The sequence below is a fragment of the Caulobacter sp. GSs2 genome (assembly GCF_058680895.1).
Genome location: NZ_CM178725.1, coordinates 1441937 through 1464147, shown reverse-complemented (window position 1 = coordinate 1464147; position 22211 = coordinate 1441937). Strand labels below are relative to the sequence as shown.

At 66.9% G+C, this 22211-nt stretch carries 21 protein-coding genes and 1 pseudogene; 9 read left to right on the top strand and 13 right to left on the bottom strand.

Features of this window, described 5'->3' with window-relative positions; translation table 11 throughout:
* Positions 1 to 53 precede the first annotated feature (53 nt).
* Positions 54 to 674 (top strand): TIGR02466 family protein, encoded by a 621-nt coding sequence (locus tag ACW17Z_RS07085; RefSeq protein ID WP_492058147.1) that lies wholly within the window; start codon positions 54 to 56, stop codon positions 672 to 674.
* A gap of 5 nt (positions 675 to 679) precedes the next feature.
* Here the strand turns inward: ACW17Z_RS07085 and ACW17Z_RS07080 are convergent, their stop codons facing one another.
* From ACW17Z_RS07080 to ACW17Z_RS07070, 3 genes and pseudogenes are all read right to left on the bottom strand, one after another.
* Entirely contained in the window at positions 680 to 1021 is a 342-nt protein-coding gene (locus ACW17Z_RS07080) for a YciI family protein (RefSeq protein WP_492058146.1), read from the bottom strand.
* Positions 1022 to 1136: 115 nt separating this feature from the next.
* Positions 1137 to 1834: pseudogene (locus ACW17Z_RS07075) on the bottom strand (DUF998 domain-containing protein).
* A gap of 18 nt (positions 1835 to 1852) precedes the next feature.
* Positions 1853 to 3520, bottom strand: a complete 1668-nt coding sequence (locus tag ACW17Z_RS07070) for a M20/M25/M40 family metallo-hydrolase (RefSeq protein ID WP_492058145.1) — start codon at positions 3518 to 3520, stop codon at positions 1853 to 1855.
* A gap of 218 nt (positions 3521 to 3738) precedes the next feature.
* Between ACW17Z_RS07070 and ACW17Z_RS07065 the strand changes: the two genes are divergently transcribed.
* Positions 3739 to 3960: a flagellar hook protein FlgE gene (locus tag ACW17Z_RS07065; protein WP_419320202.1), complete on the top strand. Its 222-nt coding sequence runs from the start codon at positions 3739 to 3741 to the stop codon at positions 3958 to 3960.
* A gap of 211 nt (positions 3961 to 4171) precedes the next feature.
* Entirely contained in the window at positions 4172 to 5575 is a 1404-nt protein-coding gene (locus ACW17Z_RS07060) for a T6SS phospholipase effector Tle1-like catalytic domain-containing protein (RefSeq protein WP_492058144.1), read from the top strand.
* Positions 5576 to 5645: 70 nt separating this feature from the next.
* Here ACW17Z_RS07060 and rpoD read toward each other — a convergent pair whose 3' ends face one another.
* Positions 5646 to 7601, bottom strand: a complete 1956-nt coding sequence (rpoD, locus tag ACW17Z_RS07055; RefSeq protein WP_492058143.1) for an RNA polymerase sigma factor RpoD — start codon at positions 7599 to 7601, stop codon at positions 5646 to 5648.
* 534 nt (positions 7602 to 8135) lie between these two features.
* Between rpoD and ACW17Z_RS07050 the strand changes: the two genes are divergently transcribed.
* Together ACW17Z_RS07050 and ACW17Z_RS07045 are read left to right on the top strand one after the other, a co-directional pair.
* Positions 8136 to 8408 (top strand): BrnT family toxin, encoded by a 273-nt coding sequence (locus ACW17Z_RS07050; protein WP_492058142.1) that lies wholly within the window; start codon positions 8136 to 8138, stop codon positions 8406 to 8408.
* The gene (locus tag ACW17Z_RS07045; RefSeq protein ID WP_492058141.1) at positions 8368 to 8649 is read left to right on the top strand and encodes a BrnA antitoxin family protein; all 282 of its coding nucleotides are present in this window, start codon (positions 8368 to 8370) and stop codon (positions 8647 to 8649) included. Before ACW17Z_RS07050 ends, ACW17Z_RS07045 begins: the two co-directional genes overlap by 41 nt.
* Here the strand turns inward: ACW17Z_RS07045 and dnaG are convergent.
* From dnaG to ACW17Z_RS07025, 4 genes are all read right to left on the bottom strand, one after another.
* Positions 8646 to 10556, bottom strand: coding sequence for a DNA primase (dnaG, locus tag ACW17Z_RS07040; RefSeq protein WP_419320207.1), 1911 nt, complete (start codon positions 10554 to 10556; stop codon positions 8646 to 8648). The two genes, ACW17Z_RS07045 and dnaG, sit on opposite strands and share 4 nt — an antisense overlap.
* 1174 nt (positions 10557 to 11730) lie before the next feature.
* Positions 11731 to 12138, bottom strand: coding sequence for a hypothetical protein (locus ACW17Z_RS07035; protein WP_492058140.1), 408 nt, complete (start codon positions 12136 to 12138; stop codon positions 11731 to 11733).
* 140 nt (positions 12139 to 12278) lie between these two features.
* Positions 12279 to 13004 (bottom strand): 2OG-Fe dioxygenase family protein, encoded by a 726-nt coding sequence (locus ACW17Z_RS07030; protein WP_492058139.1) that lies wholly within the window; start codon positions 13002 to 13004, stop codon positions 12279 to 12281.
* The gene (locus ACW17Z_RS07025; RefSeq protein WP_492058138.1) at positions 13001 to 13390 is read right to left on the bottom strand and encodes a group III truncated hemoglobin; all 390 of its coding nucleotides are present in this window, start codon (positions 13388 to 13390) and stop codon (positions 13001 to 13003) included. The genes ACW17Z_RS07030 and ACW17Z_RS07025 overlap by 4 nt, the downstream gene beginning before the upstream one ends.
* 105 nt (positions 13391 to 13495) lie before the next feature.
* Here ACW17Z_RS07025 and ACW17Z_RS07020 point away from each other — a divergent pair, with 105 nt between their 5' ends.
* Positions 13496 to 14602: an acyltransferase family protein gene (locus tag ACW17Z_RS07020; RefSeq protein ID WP_492058137.1), complete on the top strand. Its 1107-nt coding sequence runs from the start codon at positions 13496 to 13498 to the stop codon at positions 14600 to 14602.
* On the opposite strand, the gene ACW17Z_RS07015 is transcribed toward ACW17Z_RS07020, so the two are convergent.
* Positions 14559 to 15275, bottom strand: coding sequence for an HAD family hydrolase (locus ACW17Z_RS07015; RefSeq protein ID WP_492058136.1), 717 nt, complete (start codon positions 15273 to 15275; stop codon positions 14559 to 14561). The genes ACW17Z_RS07020 and ACW17Z_RS07015 overlap by 44 nt on opposite strands.
* Positions 15276 to 15406: 131 nt before the next feature.
* On the opposite strand from ACW17Z_RS07015, the gene ACW17Z_RS07010 reads away from it, so the two are divergent.
* Positions 15407 to 16567: an alpha-hydroxy-acid oxidizing protein gene (locus ACW17Z_RS07010; protein WP_492058135.1), complete on the top strand. Its 1161-nt coding sequence runs from the start codon at positions 15407 to 15409 to the stop codon at positions 16565 to 16567.
* A 5-nt stretch (positions 16568 to 16572) separates the two neighbouring features.
* Here the strand turns inward: ACW17Z_RS07010 and ACW17Z_RS07005 are convergent, their stop codons facing one another.
* Positions 16573 to 16716, bottom strand: coding sequence for a hypothetical protein (locus ACW17Z_RS07005; RefSeq protein ID WP_419320215.1), 144 nt, complete (start codon positions 16714 to 16716; stop codon positions 16573 to 16575).
* A 112-nt stretch (positions 16717 to 16828) separates the two neighbouring features.
* Positions 16829 to 17113: a DUF1272 domain-containing protein gene (locus ACW17Z_RS07000; RefSeq protein WP_492058134.1), complete on the bottom strand. Its 285-nt coding sequence runs from the start codon at positions 17111 to 17113 to the stop codon at positions 16829 to 16831.
* A 299-nt stretch (positions 17114 to 17412) separates the two neighbouring features.
* On the opposite strand from ACW17Z_RS07000, the gene carA reads away from it, so the two are divergent.
* The gene (carA, locus tag ACW17Z_RS06995) at positions 17413 to 18597 is read left to right on the top strand and encodes a glutamine-hydrolyzing carbamoyl-phosphate synthase small subunit (RefSeq protein ID WP_492058133.1); all 1185 of its coding nucleotides are present in this window, start codon (positions 17413 to 17415) and stop codon (positions 18595 to 18597) included.
* Between the two features lie 154 nt (positions 18598 to 18751).
* Positions 18752 to 19159 (top strand): globin family protein, encoded by a 408-nt coding sequence (locus tag ACW17Z_RS06990; RefSeq protein WP_492058132.1) that lies wholly within the window; start codon positions 18752 to 18754, stop codon positions 19157 to 19159.
* Here the strand turns inward: ACW17Z_RS06990 and ACW17Z_RS06985 are convergent.
* Positions 19156 to 20775, bottom strand: a complete 1620-nt coding sequence (locus tag ACW17Z_RS06985) for a carboxylesterase/lipase family protein (protein ID WP_492058131.1) — start codon at positions 20773 to 20775, stop codon at positions 19156 to 19158. The genes ACW17Z_RS06990 and ACW17Z_RS06985 overlap by 4 nt on opposite strands.
* A 72-nt stretch (positions 20776 to 20847) precedes the next feature.
* On the bottom strand, positions 20848 to 22167 hold the full coding sequence (locus ACW17Z_RS06980) for a glycoside hydrolase 5 family protein (protein ID WP_492058130.1): 1320 nt from the start codon (positions 22165 to 22167) through the stop codon (positions 20848 to 20850).
* Positions 22168 to 22211 lie beyond the last annotated feature (44 nt).

Sequence of the window (22211 nt, the reverse complement as noted above, 5' to 3'; positions counted from 1 at the left end):
GATCCTCCCATGCCCGTTTGTCGTCAACCGCGCGGGGCGCTATGACCCGCTCCATGACCACGCGCCCGCTCTTCGTCACCCCGCTCTATCAAGCCAGCCTTTCGGGAGAGAAGGGCTTCGAGACCTTCATCGACGACCTGCACGACGCCTGCATCGCGGTGGCCGAGGAGGACGAGGCCGGTCAGGCCTGGGCCGAGAAGAAGGGCTATCTGGGCTACACCTCCTACGCTTCGCTGGATGATCTGGCCCAGCGCGACAGCCTGTTCGCCGACCTGAAGAAGAAGCTCGACAAGCACGCCGCCGCCTTCGCCAGGGAGCTTTGCTTCGACCTGGCCGGCGGCAAGCTGGTGATGGACAGCCTGTGGATCAACATCCTGGATCCGGGCGGCCAGCACACCGGCCACATCCATCCGCACAGCGTGATCTCGGGCACGGTCTACGTGACCATCCCGCCCGGCGCCTCGGCCCTGAAGTTCGAGGATCCGCGCCTGCCGATGATGATGGCCGCGCCCACCCGTCAGACCGACGCGCCGGAAACCCTGCAGCCGTTCGTCTATGTGCAGCCGCAGCCGGGTACGGTCCTGCTGTGGGAAAGCTGGCTGCGCCACGAGGTGACGCCCAACCAGGCCGACGAACAGCGGATCAGCATCAGCTTCAACTACGCCTGGAAGTAGGCCCGTCAGTGGAAGGGGCGAACCTCGACGGGGGCGCGGCAGGCGACGGCGGCCTTGCGGCCCCAGTCCAGAGCCGCATCCAGATCCGCCACCTCCAGCACCCAGAGGCCGCCGACATGCTCCTCGGTCGACAGGTACGGTCCGGGCATGACCTGCACCTGTCCATCCGGCCGGAGACGTAGTGAGAGGGCTCGGCCGGGGGCCTGCAGCCCGCCCACGAAAACCCTGACGCCGGCGGCGACCATCGCCTCGTTCAGGGCGCTGATCCCCCGACGCATCGCCTCGTCCTCGGCGGCGGCCGGGTCGTAGTCGTCCGGGCGGTGCAGGGCTATCAGATAGCGGGTCATGAGGTCTCCGGATGTTGATCCCGGGCGGTCACCGCCCTGCTGTCTGACAAGAGACGAACGACCTGACCGCAGTCCGACATCGTTTGCGGGCTTTTTTGACAGGCCTTTCCGGATTTCAGGCCGAGATCGCCTCGAGCTCGCGCGCGATCCGCACCCGCCAGCCGCGCTCCAGGGTCCAGGCGGCGATGCCCAGCCACAGCAGGCCCAGGAAGGCGTGGCCACGCTGCCAGTAGCCGACGTCATAGCCGGTGCGCACATTCCACACCCCGGTCAGCAGGGCGAACACCAGCAGCAGGCCAAAGAACCAGCCCAGCGAGAACTGGGCCAGGCGCTTGTGGCCCGGAACGCCCCACAGGGCCCAGGCGGTGAACAGCGGCGCGAACTGGATGGCCAGGCCCACCCCGCAGGCGCGGTGCATCTCGTCGGGCCAGTGGAACAGTCCGGCGAAGATCGCCCCCAGTCCGGTCAGGGCCACCCACAGGCCGGTGAAGGCCGAGACCGCGCGACGCCCGCCGGCATGCTCCAGGGCATGGGTGAAGCCGGCCCCGGCGAACAGGCCGGCCGTCCCGGCCAGCACCATGCCGATATTGAACACCAGCGGGGCGGGGGCGGCCGGGCCGCCCAACTCGCTGATGAACTGGGCGCCGGGATCGAAGCCGGGGAACAGCTGCTGGGCCAGCCACACGTCGAACACCATGATCACCGGCGTGATCACGCCGATCTTCAGGAAGGCGCCGGTACGGACAGACACAGGAAAGCGAGCCTCGAAAGCTATGAGGGCGGCAGAATCTCTTCCGCCGCCCTCTGGGTCAATGCCGGTCTTGCCGGAAGTTACTTCGCCGCAGACGGATGGCCCGCCGGCGCGAACTGCGCGCCGAAGAAGTCGCCCGTCTTCCACACAGGACGGTCCTTGGCGTCGGCCAGTTCACGGGCGATCTCGTAGTTGACGAGAGCGAACTTGGCGGCCGCCACATAGTCGATCGGCAGGCTCAGATCGTCGCTGGGCTTGTGATAGTGCGTGGCCAGGAAGTCCTTGAAGCCCTTCTCGCCGCCGTTCTGGAAGCCGGTCATCAGGAACACCGAAGGCACGCCCTGCTCGACGAAGCGATAGTGGTCGCTGCGGGTGAACAGGCCCTCTTCGGGCATAGGGTCACCCGACAGGGCGATGCCGACGCGGCCGGCGGCCTTGGCCACCGCCGGGCCCAGGGTCGAGCGGTCGGCGCCAAAGGCGATCACGTCGGTGAACGGATACAGCAGCACCGGCATGTCCAGGTTCACATTGGCGGCGATGTCGGCCTTGGGCACGGTCGGATTGTTGGCGAAATATTCCGAGCCGATCAGGCCTTTTTCCTCGGCCGTCACGGCGACCAGCAGGATGGTGCGCTTGGGCTTGGTCTTGGCGTTCTTGAAGCCGCGGGCGACCTCCAGCAGGGTGGCGATGCCCGAGGCGTTGTCGAGCGCGCCATTGTTGATCTTGTCGGCGCCCGTACCGTGGGTGTTGACGCCAGTGTGGTCGAGATGGGCGCTGAGGATGATGGCCTGGGCCTTGAGCGTGGTGTCAGAGCCCTCGATCACGCCGACGACATTGCTGCTCTCGCGCTTCTCGATCTCGCTCTTGAGGGCCACGGCGGCCTTGAACGGCAGGTCGAAGCCCTTGACCGCGCCTTCGGGGGTTTCAGCGGCGGCCAGCACCGCCTCCAGCGAGGTCGGGGCGCCGGCGAACAGCTTGCCGGCGGCCTTGTGGCTGATCGCGGCCAGGTTTTTGGCCGAGACGCCGCGCACGTGGCCAACGTCATTGGCGTCGCGCCAGGTCATGCGCCATTCGCGATAGCCGGCCACGCCGCGCTCGAACGGGCGACGCTTCTCGCCGCTGGCGGTGCTCATGGTGATGATGCCCACCGCGCCGCGCTTGGCGGCTTCGAGGCGCTTGACGTTGCCGTTGCCGTAATGGGCGCGCTCTTCGGTCTGCAGGCTGGACGGGGCGCCGCTCAGCAGGACGACGATCTTGCCCTTCACATCCAGGCCGGCGTAGTCGTCGCGGCCTTTTTCCGGGGCCACCAGGCCAAAGCCGACAAAGACCAGCGGGGCGGAGACATTGACCTCGGTCGTCTGGGCCTGAGCGCTGGGCAGGTAGTCCTCCCCGAACTTCAGGGCCTGCTCCTTGCCGTCGGCGCCGGTCAGGGTGATGGACCCCTCGCTGGCGTTCTTGAAGGCCAGCAGCGGCACACGCTGCAGGTACGAGCCGTTGGCGGCGCCGGGCTTGACGCCCAGCAGGGCGTATTGAGCGGCGACGTAGTTGGCGGCGATGTCATAGCCGCGGGTGCCGGCCTCGCGGCCCTCCATCGCGTCATCGGCCAGGAAGGTCATGTGGGCGCGGATCGCATCGGGCGACGGCGTGAAGCTGGACGCGGGTGTCTTGGCCTTCGGCGCGGCGAGGACGGGTTGGGCGACCATGAGCAGGGCGGCGCTGATAAGAGCGGCGCGGCGCGAAAATGACATCAAGCAGGCTCCAGGGCGGGTCTGGTCCCGCGAAAGGGGCGAACCTTGGCCAGCCCTGAGCGGCTTGTCGAGATTGGGTGACCTGAACGTTTTGTAATGTTGGTTCGTCGGGTGGCTCTCGCGGCCTGACATGGCTGATGCGATCTTCACCCTTCTTTTGCGCGAGGGCTTAACCGCGAGATGGGAGAGTGGCTCCATCGCAAAGGAAAGCCTCGTCCATGCAGGCCCTCGCCATCGCTGCCGCCGGCATGACCGCCGCCGCTCACCGCCTCACCGAAAGCGCCCAGCGCACGGCGACGTGGAGCGCGCGCGAGATTGACACCGATCTCGTCAAGGAAGCGGTCGAGCAGGTTTCCGCCAAGACCGATTTCGCAGCCAATGTCGCGGTGGCCAAGACCGCCGACTCCATGACCGGCGCCCTGCTGGACCTGAAGGTCTAGCGCGCCGCTTCAAGGGCGCGCCCGCATCCCCCCAGCGGCCGCGTCCGGATAACGCTCCCCGGGCTTCCCCCAAGTTTGCCCGGGGAGCGGGTTCACCACTCTCCAGCCTGTCGCCCTCAGCGCGCTAGCGTCTCTCTGGCTCCCGGCGACTCCATCGCGGGCATAACAATGTTATGCTACCGTGGATGGCATTGGCTCGGGGGAGATGACGATGGCTAAGAAGCTGGCTCTGTTCCTGGACGGCACCTGGAACGATCTGAGAATGAAGAACCGCACCAATGTCTCGCGCCTGGCGCAGGCAGTGCTGCCTGAAAGCGCCACCGGCGTTCGACAGGTTGTGTTCTACGACGAAGGCGTTGGTGTTTCGGCCGGCGTCGGCAAGGTCGCTGATTTCGCCACCAAGACGCTCGGCGGCGCGCTTGGCAAGGGCCTCGATCGCAAGGTGGAGGCGGCCTATCGCTTCCTGGTCCTGAACTACGAGCCCGGTGACGATATCTATATCTTCGGCTTCAGCCGCGGCGCGTTTACCGCCCGAAGCACGTGCGGCCTGATCCGCAAGATCGGCATTCTCAAGCGCGAATGTTTTGATGTCTGCCCACAAGCCTTCGAGCTCTACGCCGACAGCACCCAAAGCCGCCGCAGTCCGGCCACGGTGCAGTTCCGCGCCCGCTACGGTCACGACGTGGTCTCCGGCGAGGAAGACTATGCCCAATATCTGGACCCCGCCGCGCTGCAGGCGCTGGCGGCGGCCAAGGCGCCGCCAGCCTCGCCGGTGGCGACCTCCACCCTGGAAGAGCTGTTCCAGCACCGCGACACAGCCCAGACCCGAAAACTGCAGATCACCGCCAGGAGCGCGGGGCCAAACGGCGCGGACCGGACGCTGCACACCTATCGACTGATGTATGTGGGCCTGTGGGACACCGTGGCGTCCATGGGGCTGCCCGAGCGCCTGGGCCTGTTCGCCGATGCGGCCAATTCGAAATACCGCTTTCACGACACCGAGGCCTCATCGCTGATTTCCAGCCTGAGGCACGCGGTGTCGATCGACGAGAATCGCAAGGTGTTCTCGTCGACCCCGGTCTCCAACATCGACGTGCTGAACCAGGAATGGGCGACGGCGCGAGGCTTTTCGGTGGGCGATGTGGCGCAGAACCTTGAACCTGACCAGCCTCTGACGCCTGGCCCAGCCTATGTTCCGTATCGCTTCCGGCCCTACCAGCAGCGCTGGTTCCCCGGCGATCACGGGGCGGTCGGGGGCGGCAATCCCGTGCTGGGCCTCTCCAGCCACACCCTGCGCTGGATCGCCGAGGGCGCAGCCTGGGCGGGCCTGGAGTTCAACTGGACGGGCGGCCAGCTGGAAGACGCCCGGACCAGCGTCAACCCGCTGGTCGACTGGCCGGAACGCCGCAAGAAGAACCTGCTGGGCAATCTCGGCGGCTACAGCAATCGCAGCGGGCCAAAGCATATCCGCGAACTGGGCGACACCGCCTACGAGCGCTATTGCCGCGCCCCGGAAGAAATCCCCGCCAACGCCCGCCTGATGGCGGGGCAGCCTGGCCCAAGGCCGCGACTTCCGCCACCGCCGACCTATCCGGCCAACCTGCCCATGGCCTGAAAGCGCAAGACAAGAAAACGCCCCGGCCTTTCGACCGGGGCGCCCTTGTTTCTGGTTCCTGGACCCAGCCTTAGCTGTCCAGGAAGCTGCGCAGCTTGCGGCTCCGCGAGGGGTGCTTGAGCTTGCGCAGGGCCTTGGCCTCGATCTGGCGGATGCGTTCGCGGGTGACCGAGAACTGCTGGCCGACTTCTTCCAGGGTGTGGTCGGTGTTCATGCCGATGCCGAAGCGCATGCGCAGCACGCGCTCTTCACGCGGGGTCAGCGAGGCCAGCACGCGGGTGGTGGTTTCCCGCAGGTTGGACTGGATGGCCGCGTCGATCGGCAGGATGGCGTTCTTGTCTTCGATGAAGTCGCCCAGGTGGCTGTCTTCCTCGTCACCGATCGGGGTTTCGAGCGAGATCGGTTCCTTGGCGATCTTCAGGACCTTGCGGACCTTTTCCAGCGGCATGGCCAGCTTTTCGGCCAGTTCTTCCGGGGTCGGTTCGCGGCCGATCTCGTGCAGCATCTGACGGCTGGTGCGGACGATCTTGTTGATCGTCTCGATCATGTGGACCGGGATGCGGATGGTCCGCGCCTGGTCGGCGATCGAGCGGGTGATGGCCTGACGGATCCACCAGGTGGCGTAGGTCGAGAACTTGTAGCCGCGACGATATTCGAACTTATCGACGGCCTTCATCAGGCCGATATTGCCTTCCTGGATCAGGTCCAGGAACTGCAGGCCGCGGTTGGTGTACTTCTTGGCGATGGAGATCACGAGGCGCAGATTGGCCTCGACCATTTCCTTCTTGGCCTGACGGGCTTCGCGCTCGCCCTTCTGCACGGTCTGGACGATGCGGCGATAGTCGTCGATCGGCACGCCGGTTTCGGTGGCCAGGGCGGCGATTTCGCTGCGGATGTCGACGACCGAGGTCTGGTCGTTCTCGACGAACTTGGTCCAGCGCACGCCCATGGTCTTGACCTGGTCGCTCCAGGTCGGGTTCAGCTCGGAGCCGAAATAGGCCTTCAGGAATTCGCTGCGGCTGATGCCATAGCTGTCGGCCAGGCGCAGCAGGCGGCCTTCCAGGCCGATCAGGCGCTTGTTGATCGCGTAAAGCTGCTCGACCAGGGCCTCGATGCGGTTGTTGTTCAGCTTCAGCGTCTTCAGGTGCAGAATGATGGTCTGCGACAGGGCCTCATAAGCCTTGCGGTCGTTGTTGCTGAGGTCCTCGCCCTTCAGGCGGCTGCCGACCAGCTTGTCCTGCAGCTTGCGGAAGGTTTCGAACTCGCTGGCGATGGCGTCCAGGATGGCCATCACGCCTTCGCGCAGTTCGCCTTCCATGGCGCTGACGGTGGGGCCGGCGCCGTCGTCGAAATCGTCCTCGTCGTCGCCTTCGGCTTCCGGCTTGGGCGCGGCTTCGTCATCGACGGGCTCGGCGGGTTCGGCTTCGGTGTCGTCGGTCGCGGGCTGGGCGGCGACGCCGTTGATGGCGGCGTAGGTGCCTTCAAGGTCGATCACTTCACGCAGCAGGATGCGGCCCGTGCCCAGTTCCTCGCGCCAGACCATGATGGCTTCGAAGGTCAGGGCGCTTTCGCACAGACCCCGGATCATGGTGTCGCGACCGGCTTCGATCCGCTTGGCGATGGCGATTTCGCCTTCGCGCGACAGCAGCTCCACCGAGCCCATTTCGCGCAGATACATGCGCACGGGGTCGTCGGTGCGGTCATAGGCCGACGGCTTGTCGGAGGTGATGACCTGCTGGTTGTCTTCGCGGGCGACGACTTCGCCGCCCTCGTTGGTCTCGGCGTCTTCTTCGGCCTCGACGACATTGACGCCCATCTCGCTGAGCATGGCCAGCGTGTCTTCGATGGCGTCGGGGCTGACTTCTTCCGAAGGCAGCACCTTGTTCAGCTCTTCCATCGTCACGAAGCCGCGGGCTTTCGCCTGCTTGATGAACTTCTTGACGCCGGCGTCGGTCAGGTCGAGGAGCGGACCGTCGCTGCCGGTGGACTCAGGCGCTTCCGTATCGGCCGAGGAATTGTTGCTCATCAAGGTCTCCGAAGTCGGCGCGGCATCCCCCGCGAGACGCGCGCCGAAAAAATTCTAGATCCGAAAAGGTCCCGCCCGCCTGGAGCCGCGCCGTCCTTCGGTGGTTTCCCAAAAAAATCTTGGCGTCAAAGCGCCGCATTGGGTCAGCGCTGAACGTTCGCCACGGAAGAGCGCTCCGCGAGAAACCTCTCGGCGGAGACACGGGCGTGTCAGCGCGGCCTTGTGCGTACGATCTTGACGATCCGCGACCACTTGGGATCCAGCGTCGGCGGCGAGGGTGACATCCTGTTTCGGTAAGGGCGCGCGCGATGCGACGGCGGCCCGCTCGATGTCAATCAGCTGCTTGGCAAATCCTTGAGTCGGCAAATGGCGGGGCGAGGGGGTGGTGTCAAGGGGCGTGGCAGCTCTGCGGTCAACGGATTGCCGCAACAGCCGGCCTATTTTTCTAGTTATGCAATCTAGGGAAGAAAAATTGCAAAAGCACCCTATAGTCGCGCAGGTCTTGACGGCAACTAATTATTGTAGCTACATATTATGGAAATCGATTACGATCCAGACAAGCGATGGCTGACGCTTGAGCATCGAGCGCTCGACTTCGCACATGCGGGCCAAGTCTTCGAAGGCCCGACCGTCAGCGTGGAAGATGATCGGGTCGATTATGGAGAGGCTCGCTACCAGACCATCGGGTGTCTCGGGCCCAAGATCGTCATGGTGGTCTGGACGCCACGAGGCTCTGCGCGGCGGATTATTTCGATGAGAGAGTGTAATGGCCGGGAACGAAAAGCCTATCAAGACGCCGTGGGTTGACCCTGACGACGCTCCGGAATGGACGGCTGACGTCTTCGAGCGTGCTGAGGTTCGCAACGGCGAGCAACTTGTGCGTCCGGCGAGCGGCACGCTGACCAAGCGGGGGCGTCCCAAACTCGACCAACCCAAGAAGCAGATCACCCTGCGCCTCGACCAGGACGTTATCGATCGGCTGCGCGCCGGCGGGCCGGGATGGCAGGGCAGGATCAACGACATTCTGAAGAAGGCCGTGGAGGCCTAACTCTCCCCCCGCCAGAACTCCAGATTGCTGATCTGGCGCTGAAGCACGCCGATGCGGGTGCGCAGGTCGCGGGTGGCGGTCAGGCTGCCGGCGGTGACGGGTTCGTGGCGCAGGGATTCCAGGGCCTGTTCGGAATTGGCGACTTCGATCACCGCCTCGTAGCACGCCGACCACAGGGCCCGGGCGCGGTGCTGCTCCATGTTCGGGTCCAGGAACGGCGCGCCGGCCAGGGCCTGGGCGACGCGCTCAAGCTCGGCGATCTGCGGCGCAAAGCCCCTGCGGGCCAGGATCTCGCGGAACGGGGCGTCGTCGTGCATGTCGTCGACCAGGGCTTCGAACAACTCCAGCGCCAGCGGCCGCAGGCGCGGATCGCCAAAGCCCACCCGCTCGATGGCCTCGTCATAGGGGCGGGCCCAGCCGGGATGGTCGATGGCGGCCACGGCGATGGCGGCGTGGAAGGGATTGATGCGCTCGCCGATCAAGGCGCGGGCGATGCCGCGAATGCCGGGGTCAGGCGGCTCGCGCTTGCCGTTCTTCCACTGGCCGCGCGGGGTGAACGGCCGCCCACCGCCATAGGCCCCGCCATAACCGCCGCCGTCATTGGGCGTGAAGGTCGTGCGTGGGAACAGGGCGTCCAGCCTGCCCAGCAGGTCGTCCTTGTAGGCCTGGGCCAGGTCCTTGTCGGCGATGCTGGCGGCGGCGGCGCGCAGACGCTGTTTCAGGCCGGCCTTGCGCTCGGGCGTGTCCAGCGGCTCAAGATCCCGCTCGCGGGTGAACAACTGCTCGACAAAGGGCGTGGTGTTGGAGACCTGGGCCTTCAGCGCCGCCGGGCCCTGTTCGCGCAGCACATCGTCGGGGTCCTTGCCGCCGGTCACCAGCGAGAAACGGAACGAGCGGCCGGGTTTCAGCAGGGGCAGGGCGCGGTCCATGGCCCGGCTGGCGGCGCGCTGGCCGGCCTTGTCGCCGTCGAAGCACAGGGTGGGCTCGGGATGCAGGCGCCACAGCACCTCCATCTGCTCCTCGGTCATGGCCGTGCCCATGGCCGCCACGGCCGCGACGCCGGCCCGGTGGCAGGCGATGACGTCCATATAGCCTTCCACCACCACCAGCGGATTGGTCTCGGTGGGGGCGGCGGCCTGGGCCGCGTGCAGGATCTTGCGGGCTTCATACAGGCCGTACAGCAGCCGGCCCTTGTGGAAGAGGCTGGTCTCGGGGCCGTTCAGATACTTGGCCCGCGCCGCCGGATCCATGGCCCGGCCGCCGAACGAGACGACCTTGCCGCGCGTGTCGGTGATGGGAAAGATGATCCGGTCGCGGAACCGGTCATAGGGCGCGCCGCCGTCCTCGGGGGCGATTAGCACCCCGGCCTCGACCAGATCGCCCGGCTGGGCGCCCTTGGCGATCAGATAGTCCTTCAGCCCTGTGCGGTTATTGGGCGCAAAGCCGATGTGGAAGCGGCTCCACTCGCTTTCGGGCAGGCCCCGGCGCTCCAGATAGGCGCGGGCGGCCTGGCCCACCGGGCGGCGCAGCTCGCTCTCGAACCAGGCGGCGGCCAGCTCCATCCAGTCGCCCAGGCCCTGGCGTTTCCGGTCTTCCTGGGCGGCGCGGACGTCGGGCTCGGGCAGCACCATGCCGGCTTCCGAGGCCAGCCGCTCGACCGCCTCGGTGAAGGTCAGCCGCTCGGTTTCCTGCAGGTAGCTGATGATGTCGCCGTGCTTGCCGCTGGAGAAGCAGTGGTAAAAGCCCTTGTCGTCATTGACGAAGAACGACGGGCTCTTCTCCTTGGTAAAGGGCGACAGCCCCGCATATTCGCGCCCCTGCCGCCGCAGCTTCACCGATTTCCCGATCACGTCGGAAGGGCGAAGGCGGGACTTCAGTTCTTCAAGGAAGCGGTCGTCGAAGCGCATGGCGGGTGGCCTGTAGCATAGGCCATGGCGCGTGGGCGTTGAATCAAGGGATCGTGAGGGCGGGGACCGCCGCCGCTTTGGACGGATCGCGGTTCGATCCGCTTCGGGCGCCAGGACGATCAGGACAGGGTTCTTCTCCATCCGCTCTCCCCGGCGAAAGCCGGGCCCCAGATTCAGCCTGAGCATTTGGGGATGACGCGCCTCTAGACCTGGCCGACGCGATGGGCGCCTGTGGGTTCGATCTGGGCCCCGGCCTTCGCCGGGGAGAGCGCAGAACTGGGACTGCGGTGATCTCAAGAGGTCGCCTATCCCCGTGCCCGCACGGGGATAACCCAGCCCCGACCCCAACAAATTCAACGCCCTAACCCCGCCGACCACCGTCACGATCGAAAATCGACGCAGCCCCCTCAGAAACGCCCGTATTCTTCTCCTCGCCCCGCCCCTGGGGAGGCCGTCCAGCTGGCGACCTGACGGGGGGTGGGGGCGGTCGAGCGGGTCGCGCCCGTCGGTCGTCGTCTGAAGGCCCGATGGGGTCTGGCGGAGCGGAGCGGTCCTGCGGGGGCCGAACGTGATGAAGCCGGATCCGGACCGCCGGGAACACCCTTTGGCGACGCCCGGCAAGGCGCTCCAGGCGCGGGCTGAAATCGCCCGCGCGGTCCGGAAGGGTCGCTTCCCTTCCGCCCGTCGGGGGCCTCTCAATCGGGAGCGGGTTAAAACCCCGCGCCCCGAGCGGCTCATCGGATAACGATCGCGCGGAGCGCTCCGGCCACGGCCGAAACGGTACTCCTCTACACCCTCATCCGGGCCTGGCCCGGACGCTCCGCCGCCTCCCCAATCTTGCCGCTCAAACCGGCGAGGATGCGAACCCGTGCGTTTGTCAGATCGCCGCTGTCGTCGCGATTTCCTGCCGGCCGATCTCTTGCCTGAACGTCACCACCAGCACGTCGCGCAGGGCGGGGCGGGCGGAGTCTTCGGGGCGGATCGGGGGTGACGCTGTGCAGCACCCGCAGGTCGTCCAGAGGCGCCATGTCGGCTACGGTGACAGCTCACTGAATCAGGCTTTGGCGACGGCGCGCCAGTCAGTCCAAGCGCTCGCTACGAGGTCAAAGCCTTGGGTGAATGGCTTGCGTTGCCACCGAAATCCAAGCGAGCACAGAGTGGCGCTCACGTTAAGTCACTGCATCGGCCCTTGAGGCGTAAGCCGGACCGCAGGGCGCTTGATGCCGATCCACAGGGAGAGGCCAAACAGAAGGGTCAGGACCGGCAGCCACAGCATCCGCTCGGCCGCCGAGGGGGTGACGATATGCATGGCGATGCCGAGGGCCATGTAGGCGCAGACCAGCCAGATCAACCATCGTGGGCCCCACGGGGTCCGCAGGCCGCTGGCGCCCAGGGCGATGCGGGTCATGGCCAGCAGCAGGAGGATCGAGATCACGGGGATCACCCGGACTTTCAGCGGCAGTGCGCCCGACCACTGGCCACCGAGGGTCAGGTGACCCCAGGGCGCGCCCAGGATCAGCGCGATCTGGAACAGAACCACCAGGCTCATCAGGGCGGCGAAGGCCAGTCCGGCGATCTTCATGTCGGCGAACTCGCTATGCAACCCAGGTGTTTGATCACGGGCGTGGAGTGGGGACCAGCCTTGCCAGTTCAGAGCACTTTTCTGATCCGATAGCCACCTTTTGCCTCTTCGCGCTGCGGGCCCCGGACTTGTCAGGGTCGCTAGATTTCCTGCCGGAACGTCACCACCAGCACGTCGCGCAGGGCCGCGCGGTCCGGGTCTTCGGGGCGGATCGCAGTGACGCCGTGCAGCACCCGAAGGTCGTCCAGCAGCACCATGTCGGCCGGAACGGTCAGGGTGAAACTGCCCAGGGACTTGCCGCCAGGCGCATAGATGTCGGTGACGCCGCTCAGCACATTGACGCGGTCGACCAGCATGACGATCACCCAGTCCACCCCGTCGCGATGCGCGCCCTCGGGCGTGGGCAGGCCAGCCTCGCCGGCCCGGGCCTCGATGCGAAACTGGTGCAGCTCCACATGCCAGGAGGCGGGCGGCTGGGACGTGATCGGATGGAAGATCGCAAGCCCCTGCGAGATCACGGCGCGGGTGACCGGATGGTCGGCGATGGCGTCGGTCACGGGGTCGAACCAGCGCTGAACGCCGCCGTTCAGGGCGTTGTAGTCGCGGCTCTGATAGTGCGGCTGATGCGGCTTGCGGACCACGCTTTCAGGCGTCGCGGCGAAGGCGGCGAAGCGGCGTTTCCGGTAGCGTCCGCCGTCGGCCATGAAGCCGTCCAGGCCCAGATCGTTCCAGCTGTCGGCGAAGCCGGCCCAGTCGGTCCGGGCGGCGGGCCCCAGCAGGGCGCGGGTCTCTTCGGCGGGTGAACGCGCATAGCCTTGATCGACCAGGGCCTGGCGCAGCGCCTCAAGCAGATCTGGGGCGCTCAAGCCGCCGCCCCCGGCCGGAACGACAGGCCGCGCTTCAGGGTGTGGGCGATGCGTTCGGCCTTGGCGCCGACCAGGGCCGCGCGGGGCGCGTCGAACAGTTCGGCGCAGGTCAGGTGGAACAGGCCCAGCCACGGGGTGAACAGGCCTTCGGTCAGGCCCTCGACCCGCTGGTGCACAGCCATGGGCGAGCCCTTGTAGCCGCCGTCGCCGCGCAGCACCCCGGCCCAGAACCGCTTCAGCGTCGCCAGATGCTCGGGCCAGCCGTCATCGCCGACGGCCTTCTGGAAGATCGGGCCCAAGCGGTGGTGCTGCTGGACCTTGGCGTAGAAGGTCTCGACCAGGGCGTCGATCTCGGCGTCGGTGAAGGGCGCGGGTTGCAGGGTCATGGCCGATACATGGTGTGGCTTGCCCGCCAGCCAAACCATGCGGTGAATCAAATTGGGTATGTTCCCCAGCTTGACCGTTTCGGCGCTCCGGCGCACGTCTCGCCCATGATCAAGCTGCCGCCCCTGAAGCCCGATTCCGACCAGATGCTGCATCTGGACGCCCTGCGCATCGTCGGGGCGGTGATGATCGTGGTGTTCCACTTCAACCGCTTCATCAATCTGGACGGTCACTGGCAACTGGCCGACGACACGATCAAGACCTTCAGCCTGATCGTCGACCTGTTCTTCGTGATCAGCGGCTATGTGATGGCGGCGATCTATACCGGCCGCCTGACCACCCTGGGCAAGTATGGCGACTTCCTCAAGAAGCGGGTGGCGCGGCTGGGGCCGCTGCACTGGGCCACCATGCTGGTGTTCATCGCCGTGGCCGCCGCCGGCGTGGCGGGCTGGATCCAGGACCGCGACCCCCGGCGCTATGACGCCGCCTGCATCGTGCCCAACATCCTGTTCATCCACGCCTGGGGCGTGTGCAAATCCCAGACCTGGAACTTTGTCAGCTGGGCGATCAGCGCCGAGATGGGGATGTATATCGCCCTGCCGCTGCTGTTCTGGATCACCGCCAGGGGCCGCTGGGTGACCGGCGGCTTGGCGATCCTCAGCCTTGTGATCCTGTTGCAGACCCCGCACGGCGACCGGCCGTTCCATCAGTGGACCTGGGATTTCGGCGTGCTGCGCGCCGTGCCCGGCTTCCTGATCGGCATGCTGGGCTTCCAGATCCGGCCGCTGCTGGCCAGACTGCCTTATCCGAACCTTGTGATGTGGGGCCTGCTGGCCGCTTTCCTGATCGCCTCGCCGCTGAAGGTTCCGCGCGATGTGCTGCTGCTGGTGATCTATGCCGTCGGCCTGGCCGGGATCGCCGCCGACGCCGCCGGACCGGTGGGACCGGTGACCCGCCGCCTGGCACCCTGGGCCCAGCTCAGCTTCACCCTCTATATGCTGCACCCCATCGCCCTGAAGATGGGCCTGGCCTGGGTGGGGCTTGGGATGTGGAACCTGAACGGCGACCTGATGCGGCTGTGGGTTCTGTTCTGGGTCGTGGCCCTGTTCCCGCTGGCCTATCTGTCGCTGATCCTGTTCGAGCGCCCGGCGCGGGACTGGATCGCGGGGCTCAGCTGGCGGAAATCTGGTCGATCCAGTCCGGAAGCGCACTGATCGCGTCCAGCTCGGCATAGCGCGGGTGATCGGCCGGCGCCTGGGCCGCTTCATGCGCCCAGACCAGCGGATAGGGGATCAGCGCGCCCCAGGACCCGGCCTCCAGCGCGGGCAGGATGTCCGACCGCATCGAGTTGCCGGCCATTACCGCCTGCTGGGCGCCCGTGCCATGACGGTCGAACACCCGGCGATAGGTGTCCGCGTCCTTTTCCGAGACGATCTCGACGGCCGCGAACAGGTCGCCCAGGCCCGATGAGGCCAGCTTCTGCTCCTGGTGCAGCAGGTCGCCCTTGGTGATCAGGATCAGGCGATAGCGCTCCGACAGCCGGGCCAGGGCGTGCTCGACGCCGGGCAGGGGCTCGACCGGCTCGGTCAGCATCTCGCGGCCGGCGGCCAGGATCTCGCGGATCACCCGGGTCGAGACCTCGCCATGGGTCAGCTCCATCGCCGTCTCGATCATCGACAGGGTGAAGCCCTTGGCCCCGTAGCCATAGAGCCGCAGGTTGCGCTTTTCCGTCGCCGCCAGCTGGGACTCGATATGCGCCGCGTCGCCATGCTCGGACAGCAGGTCGACGAACCGCTGGTGGGTCAGGCGAAACAGGCTCTCGCAGTGCCAGAGGGTGTCATCGGCGTCGACGCCGACGGTGGTGATGGCGGTAGGGGGCGCTTGCATGTTCTTCCCGTCGCCGGATCGCCGGCGAGCGTCAAGACGCTTGCGGCGGCAGGCCCGCCTATCACCGCCCTTGCATCCGGCCTGATCGCTGTTCAGGTTGGTCGCAAAGATCATAAGCCGGGGAGGCGACCATGGCGTTCGGCGACTATCAGAACGAGATCTATTTCGGCGGCCTGATGCGCGGCGTGAAGCCGACCCTGCCGGTGGACTTCAAGACCCTCGAGGCCCGGGCCCGCGCGGCCCTGCCGCCCTCGACCCTGTCCTATGTCCAGGGCGGCTGCGGCGACGAGTTCACCCAGGACCACAACGCCGAGGCCTTCAAGCGCTGGGGCCTGATCCCGCGGATGATGGTCGACTGCAGCACCCGCGACCTGTCGATCGACCTGTTCGGGATCAAGCTGCCCAGCCCGATCTTCATGGCCCCGATCGGGGTGATCGGCCTGTGCGCCCAGGACGGCCATGGCGATATCGCCACCGCCAAGGCGTCCGCCGCGACCGGCGTGCCGATGGTGGCCTCGACCCTGATGAACGACCCGATGGAAGAGGTCGCCGCCGCTCTGGGCGACACGCCGGGCTTCTTTCAGCTCTATACGCCCAGGGACAAGGACGTGGCCGAAAGCCTGGTGCGCCGGGCCGAGGCCTCGGGCTTCAAAGCCATCGTCGTGACGCTGGACACCTGGGTGACGGGCTGGCGGCCGCGCGATCTGAACGAGGCCAATTTCCCGCAGCTGCGCGGCCACGCCCTGGCCAACTATATGTCCGACCCGGCCTTCCGCGCCCTGCTGGCCAAGCCGCCGGAGGAGGATCCCCAGGCCGCCGTGGCCCAGTGGGGCCGCACCTTCGGCAAGAGCCTGACCTGGGCCGACCTGCCGTGGCTGCGGTCGATGACCAAGCTGCCGCTGATCCTCAAGGGCATCTGCCATCCGGATGATGCGCGGCGAGCCATCGATGGCGGGGTGGACGGGCTCTATTGCTCAAACCACGGCGGCCGGCAGGCCAATGGCGGGCTGGCGGCGATCGACATGCTCAAGGGCGTGGTCGACGCCGCGGGTTCGACGCCGGTGATGTTCGATTCCGGGGTGCGGTCGGGCAGCGACGTGGTCAAGGCCCTGGCCTTGGGCGCGGCGGCGGTGGGCGTGGGTCGGCCCTATGCCTATGGCTTGGCGCTGGAAGGCGTGGCGGGCGTCGTCCACGTCCTGCGCAGCATTCTGGCGGAGGCCGATCTTCTGATGGCGGTCGACGGCTATCCGACCCTGGCCGCCCTGCGCGCGGCGGGTCTGGTCAGGAGCTAGAAGGCCTAGAACGACTGGATGAAAAAGATCGTGGCGCTGATCGGCAGGGCGGCGACAAGCATCAGGCGCAGCGCTGTTTCACCCAGGCTCAGCAGGCTGGTCGTCGAGCCTTCCGTGGTGATGAGGCGGGCGGCGCTGAGGGTCGTCATTGGTCTGCTCCTTGGAAGCTCTATTCATGAGCCCCAAGGCGTTAACGCCGCATAATCTTGAAAGGATGCCAGGCCGCGACAACTTGTCCGTGGGTCGGCCTGGCTCGCGGTTTCAGGGCGCCGCCCAGGACGGTCCCGGCTTGGGCGAGCGCTGGCTGGCGCAGGCTGCGTGGGCCTTGACCACTCTGCGCAGCGAGGCTGGGAAGCGATGCAGCTTGTCATCAGGCCGGATCGGTCGGGCCACCAGGTCGCCGCCGCAATTGGGGCAGGTCCCGAAGAATCGCGTGTCGGCGCAGTCGGCGCAAAAGGTGCACTCGAAGGTGCAGATCCGCGCCTCCTCGCTGGAAGGCGGCAGGTCGCGGTCGCAGCACTCACAATTGGGGCGCAGTTCCAGCACGGGCCGTTCTCCCTGACGTCAATGTGGTGAGCCTTGCACCATAAGGGGTTGAGGCTTGTTCCGACGAGGGGGCTCCTTCGCATATCACGGGAATGTGGCGGCGGGCCCGGACCCCCGTGATCAGAGGGGTTGACCCTCCTCCTTGCACCCCCTAGACACGCCGCCGTTTGCGCGGCGGTCGGGCCAAAAGCCCGACCGCCGTCTTGCAAAGAGATCGCCCGCTTTACCGGTGGCGCGGGGTTACGCCCGGCCCGCCAGTTTGCGACAATAGCCACGCGTTTTTAGGAGGCGCTTCCGAGATGTCCCAAGACCTTCTCTCCCCTCCAGTTCTGCTCAAGGGCGTTACCGGTGTCCTGGCCCTGGCCGACGGCACGATCCTGCAAGGCGTGGGCTGCGGCGCGATCGGCGACGCGGTCGGCGAGGTGTGCTTCAACACCGCCATGACCGGTTATCAGGAGATCCTGACCGACCCGTCCTACATGGCCCAGATCGTCGCCTTCACCTTCCCGCACGTCGGCAATGTCGGGACCAATGTCGAGGACGTCGAGCAGATGTCCGGCGCGTCGGAAACGGCCGCGCGGGGCGCGATCTTCCGCGAGGTGCCAACGGTGCAAGCCAACTGGCGCTCGAGCAGCGATTTCGACGGCTGGATGAAGCGTCGCGGCATGGTCGGCCTGGCCGGCGTCGACACCCGCGCCTTGACCCGCAAAATCCGCGAAACCGGCATGCCGCACGGCGTCATCGCCCACTCGCCCGACGGGGTGTTCGACCTCGACGCCCTGGTCGCCAAGGCCAAGGCGTGGACGGGCCTCGAAGGCCTCGACCTGGCCAAGGACGCCTCGACCTCCCAGACCTTCACCTGGGACGAGGGCCTGTGGTCGTGGCCGGAAGGCTACGCCAAGCTGGACGCACCCAAGTACGAGGTCGTGGTCCTCGACTACGGCGTGAAGCGCAACATCCTGCGGGCTCTGGCCCATGTCGGAGCCCGCGCCACGGTGGTGCCGGCCAATACGTCGGCCGAGGATATCCTGGCCCGCAATCCCGACGGCGTGCTGCTGTCCAACGGCCCCGGCGACCCCGCCGCGACGGGCCAGTATGCGGTGCCCGAGATCCAGAAGCTGGTCGCCAGCGGCAAGCCGGTCTTCGGCATCTGCCTGGGCCACCAGATGCTGGCCCTGGCGCTGGGCGCCAAGACGGTGAAGATGGAACAGGGCCACCACGGGGCCAACCATCCGGTCAAGGACCTGACCACCGACAAGGTCGAGATCGTCTCGATGAACCACGGCTTCACGGTCGACAGCGCCAGCCTGCCGGCGGGCGTCACAGAGACCCACGTGTCGTTGTTCGACGGCACCAATGCCGGCATCCAGCTGACTGGCAAGCCGGTGTTCAGCGTCCAGCACCACCCCGAAGCCTCCCCCGGTCCGACGGACTCGCTCTATCTGTTCGAGCGGTTCGCCGGCCTGATGGCCGCGGCGAAATAGGGCGCTCTCGCCCCCGCCGAACCGGCGGGGGCGGCGTCACAAAATCACTTCCGCACTGTCATGCACCCATCACGCTCCCGGCTGGGGCGCGTGTTAGCGTCGTCGTGTTCCCAGTTCGCTTTGGTTTCTCTTATGGCTCCGGCGAGGACACGTCATGACCAGCAACCTGACCCCCTATGAGCGCATCGGCGGCGAGACGATCGCCCAGGCCGCGCTCGACGACTTCTTCCAGCGCGCCCAGGCCGACGACCGGCTGGCCGACGTGTTCGGTCCGGTGATCACGGCGGGCGGGCGCGCCTTCTTGGCGGTGTCGATGGACGCCGGCCGCGCCGACGGCCGCGACGATGTTGAACCCGCTCTGGCCTGGCTGAGCGAACTGGGTCTGGGCGACGACGAACTGGACCTGGTCATCGGACACCTGGCCGCCGCTCTCGAAGCCCTTGGCGTGGATGATGACCTCATCGCCGAGATCGCCGACCAGGCCGAGTCGCTGCGCGACGCCGCCCTCGCGATCGATCCCGACGAGGAAGATGAGGACGAAGACGAAGAGGTCGCAGCCTAGGTCCCGAACTGGGTGAACGGGACCTTGTTGAACAGCTCCCGTTCCGCCCCACGCGGATCGTCGGTCATCTTCGAGGGTGTGTCGAACACCATCGTCTGGCGTCTGGGCAGGGTGTAGGGCTCCCAGGCCGGTATCGCCGCGCAGTTGGGATTCCCTGTGCGGGCAAAGGCGATGAAGGCGTCGCTCATCTGGTTGGACATGGCGATCGAGTCCGCCCCGCCGTCGGCCAGCGAGCCCTTGGCCGTCACCGTGCCGAACACCAGGGCGATGTCGACGGTGTGGGGCGCGCCCCAGACGCCGCCGTCGCGGGGCGAGCGCCAGTCCACCTGATAGACATAGGCCGGCGCGCCGGCCCTGGCCCGCTCCTCGGCCTGGATGATCGCCGCCTTCCACGAGCGCCCCGCCGTGCCGGCGGCGAAGAACACATCCGACGGCGAATAGGCCGGATAAATCTTTCGATAGGCCGCTACGACCGTGGCCGGGTCGATGTCGATACGGGCGTTGAACTGGCCGGGCAGGCGGGCGATCACGTCGTCCCAGGTCATGTCCAGCATCGTCTTGTCATAGCCGACGAAGCCGCGCGTCTCGTCGTGGGTGTTGCCGCACATCATCGGCACGTCCAGGCTCTGGGGCGCGGCGTCGGGGAAGAACGGGTGGCGGGTCAGGGAGCGCTCGTCCAGCACCGGACCCATATAGACGCCGCCTGAGCCCGCCACGGGGTCAACCGCCTTCAGGCCGTTCAGCATCTGGTCGGCGGGGAGGGCGCGCAGTTGGGCCAGCTCGCGGATCCCCAGCTTGTCGAGGAACAGCTGCGCCCGCTTTGTGGCGTTGAACGGACCGCCCACCGTGACCTGCTGGCCGCTCATGGTGGCGGCGCGGTGGAACAGGCCCTTGGCCGCCGGCATGGCCATCAGGGTGGCGATCTTGGCCCCGCCGCCGGACTGTCCAAACACCGTGACATTGCCCGGATCGCCGCCGAACGCCGCGATGTTGTCGCGCACCCATTGCAGGGCCAGCACGAGGTCCATCTGACCGACATTGCCGCTGTCGGCGACGCTGGGGTCATTGAAGATGCTCGGCAGATACAGATAGCCAAAGGCGTTGAGCCGGTGATTGACGGTGACCACCACCACGTCGCCGCGCTTGGCCAGTCTGGTCCCGTCGTACAGCGGGCTGCCCCCCGAGCCGCCGTTATAGGCGCCGCCATGGATATAGACCATCACCGGCCGCTTGGCGCCGTCGGCGAGGCCGCGTTTTTCAGCCTTGGCGGGCGTCCAGACATTCAGGAACAGGCAGTCTTCCGACAGCGCCTCGCCGTCCTCGCCCTTGCCGGTCTGCATTGAGGCCGCGCCATAGGTCAGGGCGTCCTGGACGCCAGTCCAGGGCAGCGGCTTGACCGGCGGCATGAACCGCCTGGCGCCGCCGGTGTCCGCCCCGTAGCGCAGGCCCTTGAAGACATGGACCCCGTCGCCGCTCGCCCCGCGCACCTTGCCCGCCGCAGTCGCCACGACCGGTGAGCGCGCCGCGCCGGCCGCGAAGCCAGCCGACGGGGCCAGAGCCGCCGCGCCGGCGGCGATAAGCAGGCCGCGCCGGACGAGGGTGTGGCGGGTGTCCATGGGTATCCTCCGACGGCTTCTGGCGAGCTTGGAGGCAGAGGTATCACAGCCCATGACACCGGTGGACAGGATTTACAGGCGAGCGATCGCGCCGGCGTGAGCCTTGATCACCGCCAGGGTCGAAACGTCCGCGTCGAACACCCCGAACAGGCCCTGTTCCTCCTGCGGCGGATCGCCGACGAAGTGGGTGTCGCCGCGCTTGAACCAAGCGTCGGGCTGCTGGGCGCGGCCCTCGCCATTCCAGGCCCAGAAGTTGGTTCCGGCCACCGGGCCGCCGGCCTTCATGTCGGCCAGGGTCAGGTCGAAGATCGTCTGGTAGAAGCGATCCTTGTACGTCGCCGGCGCGCCGGGCGTGAAGGCGCGGTCGTCGCGGATCAGGCCAAACTCCTCGATGACCAGCGGCTTGTTCAGGCCCTTGGCCAGGGCGATGTGGCGGGTGACGTACTCGCGGCACTTAGCTTCGCCCGCCTCGTAGGTCCCGGGCTGGTTCTTGAAGTCTATCCAGCTCCAGTTATTGGGCCAGACGTGCAGGGTCATGTAGTCGATGGAGGCGGGCCTATGCGCCTCGACCACGCAGGACTCGCGCTCCAAACAGCCCATGGCGCCTTCGCTGCCGGTCGAGACCAGGTGCTTGGGATCGATGGTCTTGATGTAGGCCGCCGTCTCGTCGATCCAGCGGTAATAGGTCGGCAGGGTCTTGACCCCGAACGCTTCCGTGCCACCCGGACGCGGCTCGTTGGCCAGTTGCCAGGCCATGATCGTCGGGTCGTCGCGATAGGGCTTGCCGGTGACGGTGCTGGTGCGGCCGACCACGGCCTTTATGTAGTGGCGGAACAGGGCATTGGCCTTGGCATCGCCATAGAACCGGGCCGAATAGTCAGGATATTCCGGCCAGGGATGGGCCGGGTCGCCCTGCTGGAACCAGGTCCCGTTCCCGGTCCAGTTCAGATAGGCCGGCATGCCGCCTGACCAGTCCCAGAAGTTGTTGAGATAGATCACGGCCTTCATGTCGCGCTTTGCCATCTCGGCCAGCAGGACATCCAGGCCCGTCAGCAGGTCGGCGCTGTAGTCCTCGCCGGGGCCGCGGAAGGTGGGGTCCATCGCCACCTTGGCCGGCGACGTCTCGCCCGAGCCCAGGACCCGCAGGTTGGTGACGCCCAGGCTTTTCAGCTTGTCGAGCTCACGTCCGAGGCGCGCGCGATCCCCATAGGCGGCGGGGGAGCCCAGCCACGCGCCGTACCAGAGATTGCTCCCGACGAAGCGATAGGGCTTGCCGTCCAGAACCAGTTTGCCGTCGGCTACGCCCACGAAGCCCTTGGGCTTGGCGGCGGCCGCGCCCAGAACGGGCGAAGCTGCGAGAGCGGCCAGAAGCGCGCGGCGGGAAAGGGTCATGGGCGTCCTCCGGAACGCGCTCTGCGGGCGCGTGCCGGAGGACC

Bases quoted from the DNA above. Each gene is read 5' to 3' on its own strand.
- ACW17Z_RS06980 (WP_492058130.1), bottom strand. From the start codon at position 22,167: ATGACCCTTTCCCGCCGCGCGCTTCTGGCCGCTCTCGCAGCTTCGCCC.
- ACW17Z_RS07025 (WP_492058138.1), bottom strand. From the start codon at position 13,390: ATGACCCTGCAACCCGCGCCCTTCACCGACGCCGAGATCGACGCCCTG.
- dnaG (WP_419320207.1), bottom strand. From the start codon at position 10,556: ATGCGCTTCGACGACCGCTTCCTTGAAGAACTGAAGTCCCGCCTTCGC.
- ACW17Z_RS06985 (WP_492058131.1), bottom strand. From the start codon at position 20,775: ATGGACACCCGCCACACCCTCGTCCGGCGCGGCCTGCTTATCGCCGCC.
- ACW17Z_RS07070 (WP_492058145.1), bottom strand. From the start codon at position 3,520: ATGTCATTTTCGCGCCGCGCCGCTCTTATCAGCGCCGCCCTGCTCATG.
- ACW17Z_RS07015 (WP_492058136.1), bottom strand. From the start codon at position 15,275: ATGCAAGCGCCCCCTACCGCCATCACCACCGTCGGCGTCGACGCCGAT.
- ACW17Z_RS07010 (WP_492058135.1), top strand. From the start codon at position 15,407: ATGGCGTTCGGCGACTATCAGAACGAGATCTATTTCGGCGGCCTGATG.
- ACW17Z_RS07020 (WP_492058137.1), top strand. From the start codon at position 13,496: ATGATCAAGCTGCCGCCCCTGAAGCCCGATTCCGACCAGATGCTGCAT.
- carA (WP_492058133.1), top strand. From the start codon at position 17,413: ATGTCCCAAGACCTTCTCTCCCCTCCAGTTCTGCTCAAGGGCGTTACC.
- rpoD (WP_492058143.1), bottom strand. From the start codon at position 7,601: ATGAGCAACAATTCCTCGGCCGATACGGAAGCGCCTGAGTCCACCGGC.
- ACW17Z_RS06990 (WP_492058132.1), top strand. From the start codon at position 18,752: ATGACCAGCAACCTGACCCCCTATGAGCGCATCGGCGGCGAGACGATC.
- ACW17Z_RS07080 (WP_492058146.1), bottom strand. From the start codon at position 1,021: ATGACCCGCTATCTGATAGCCCTGCACCGCCCGGACGACTACGACCCG.
- ACW17Z_RS07005 (WP_419320215.1), bottom strand. From the start codon at position 16,716: ATGACGACCCTCAGCGCCGCCCGCCTCATCACCACGGAAGGCTCGACG.
- ACW17Z_RS07045 (WP_492058141.1), top strand. From the start codon at position 8,368: ATGGCCGGGAACGAAAAGCCTATCAAGACGCCGTGGGTTGACCCTGAC.
- ACW17Z_RS07060 (WP_492058144.1), top strand. From the start codon at position 4,172: ATGGCTAAGAAGCTGGCTCTGTTCCTGGACGGCACCTGGAACGATCTG.
- ACW17Z_RS07085 (WP_492058147.1), top strand. From the start codon at position 54: ATGACCACGCGCCCGCTCTTCGTCACCCCGCTCTATCAAGCCAGCCTT.
- ACW17Z_RS07065 (WP_419320202.1), top strand. From the start codon at position 3,739: ATGCAGGCCCTCGCCATCGCTGCCGCCGGCATGACCGCCGCCGCTCAC.
- ACW17Z_RS07050 (WP_492058142.1), top strand. From the start codon at position 8,136: ATGGAAATCGATTACGATCCAGACAAGCGATGGCTGACGCTTGAGCAT.
- ACW17Z_RS07035 (WP_492058140.1), bottom strand. From the start codon at position 12,138: ATGAAGATCGCCGGACTGGCCTTCGCCGCCCTGATGAGCCTGGTGGTT.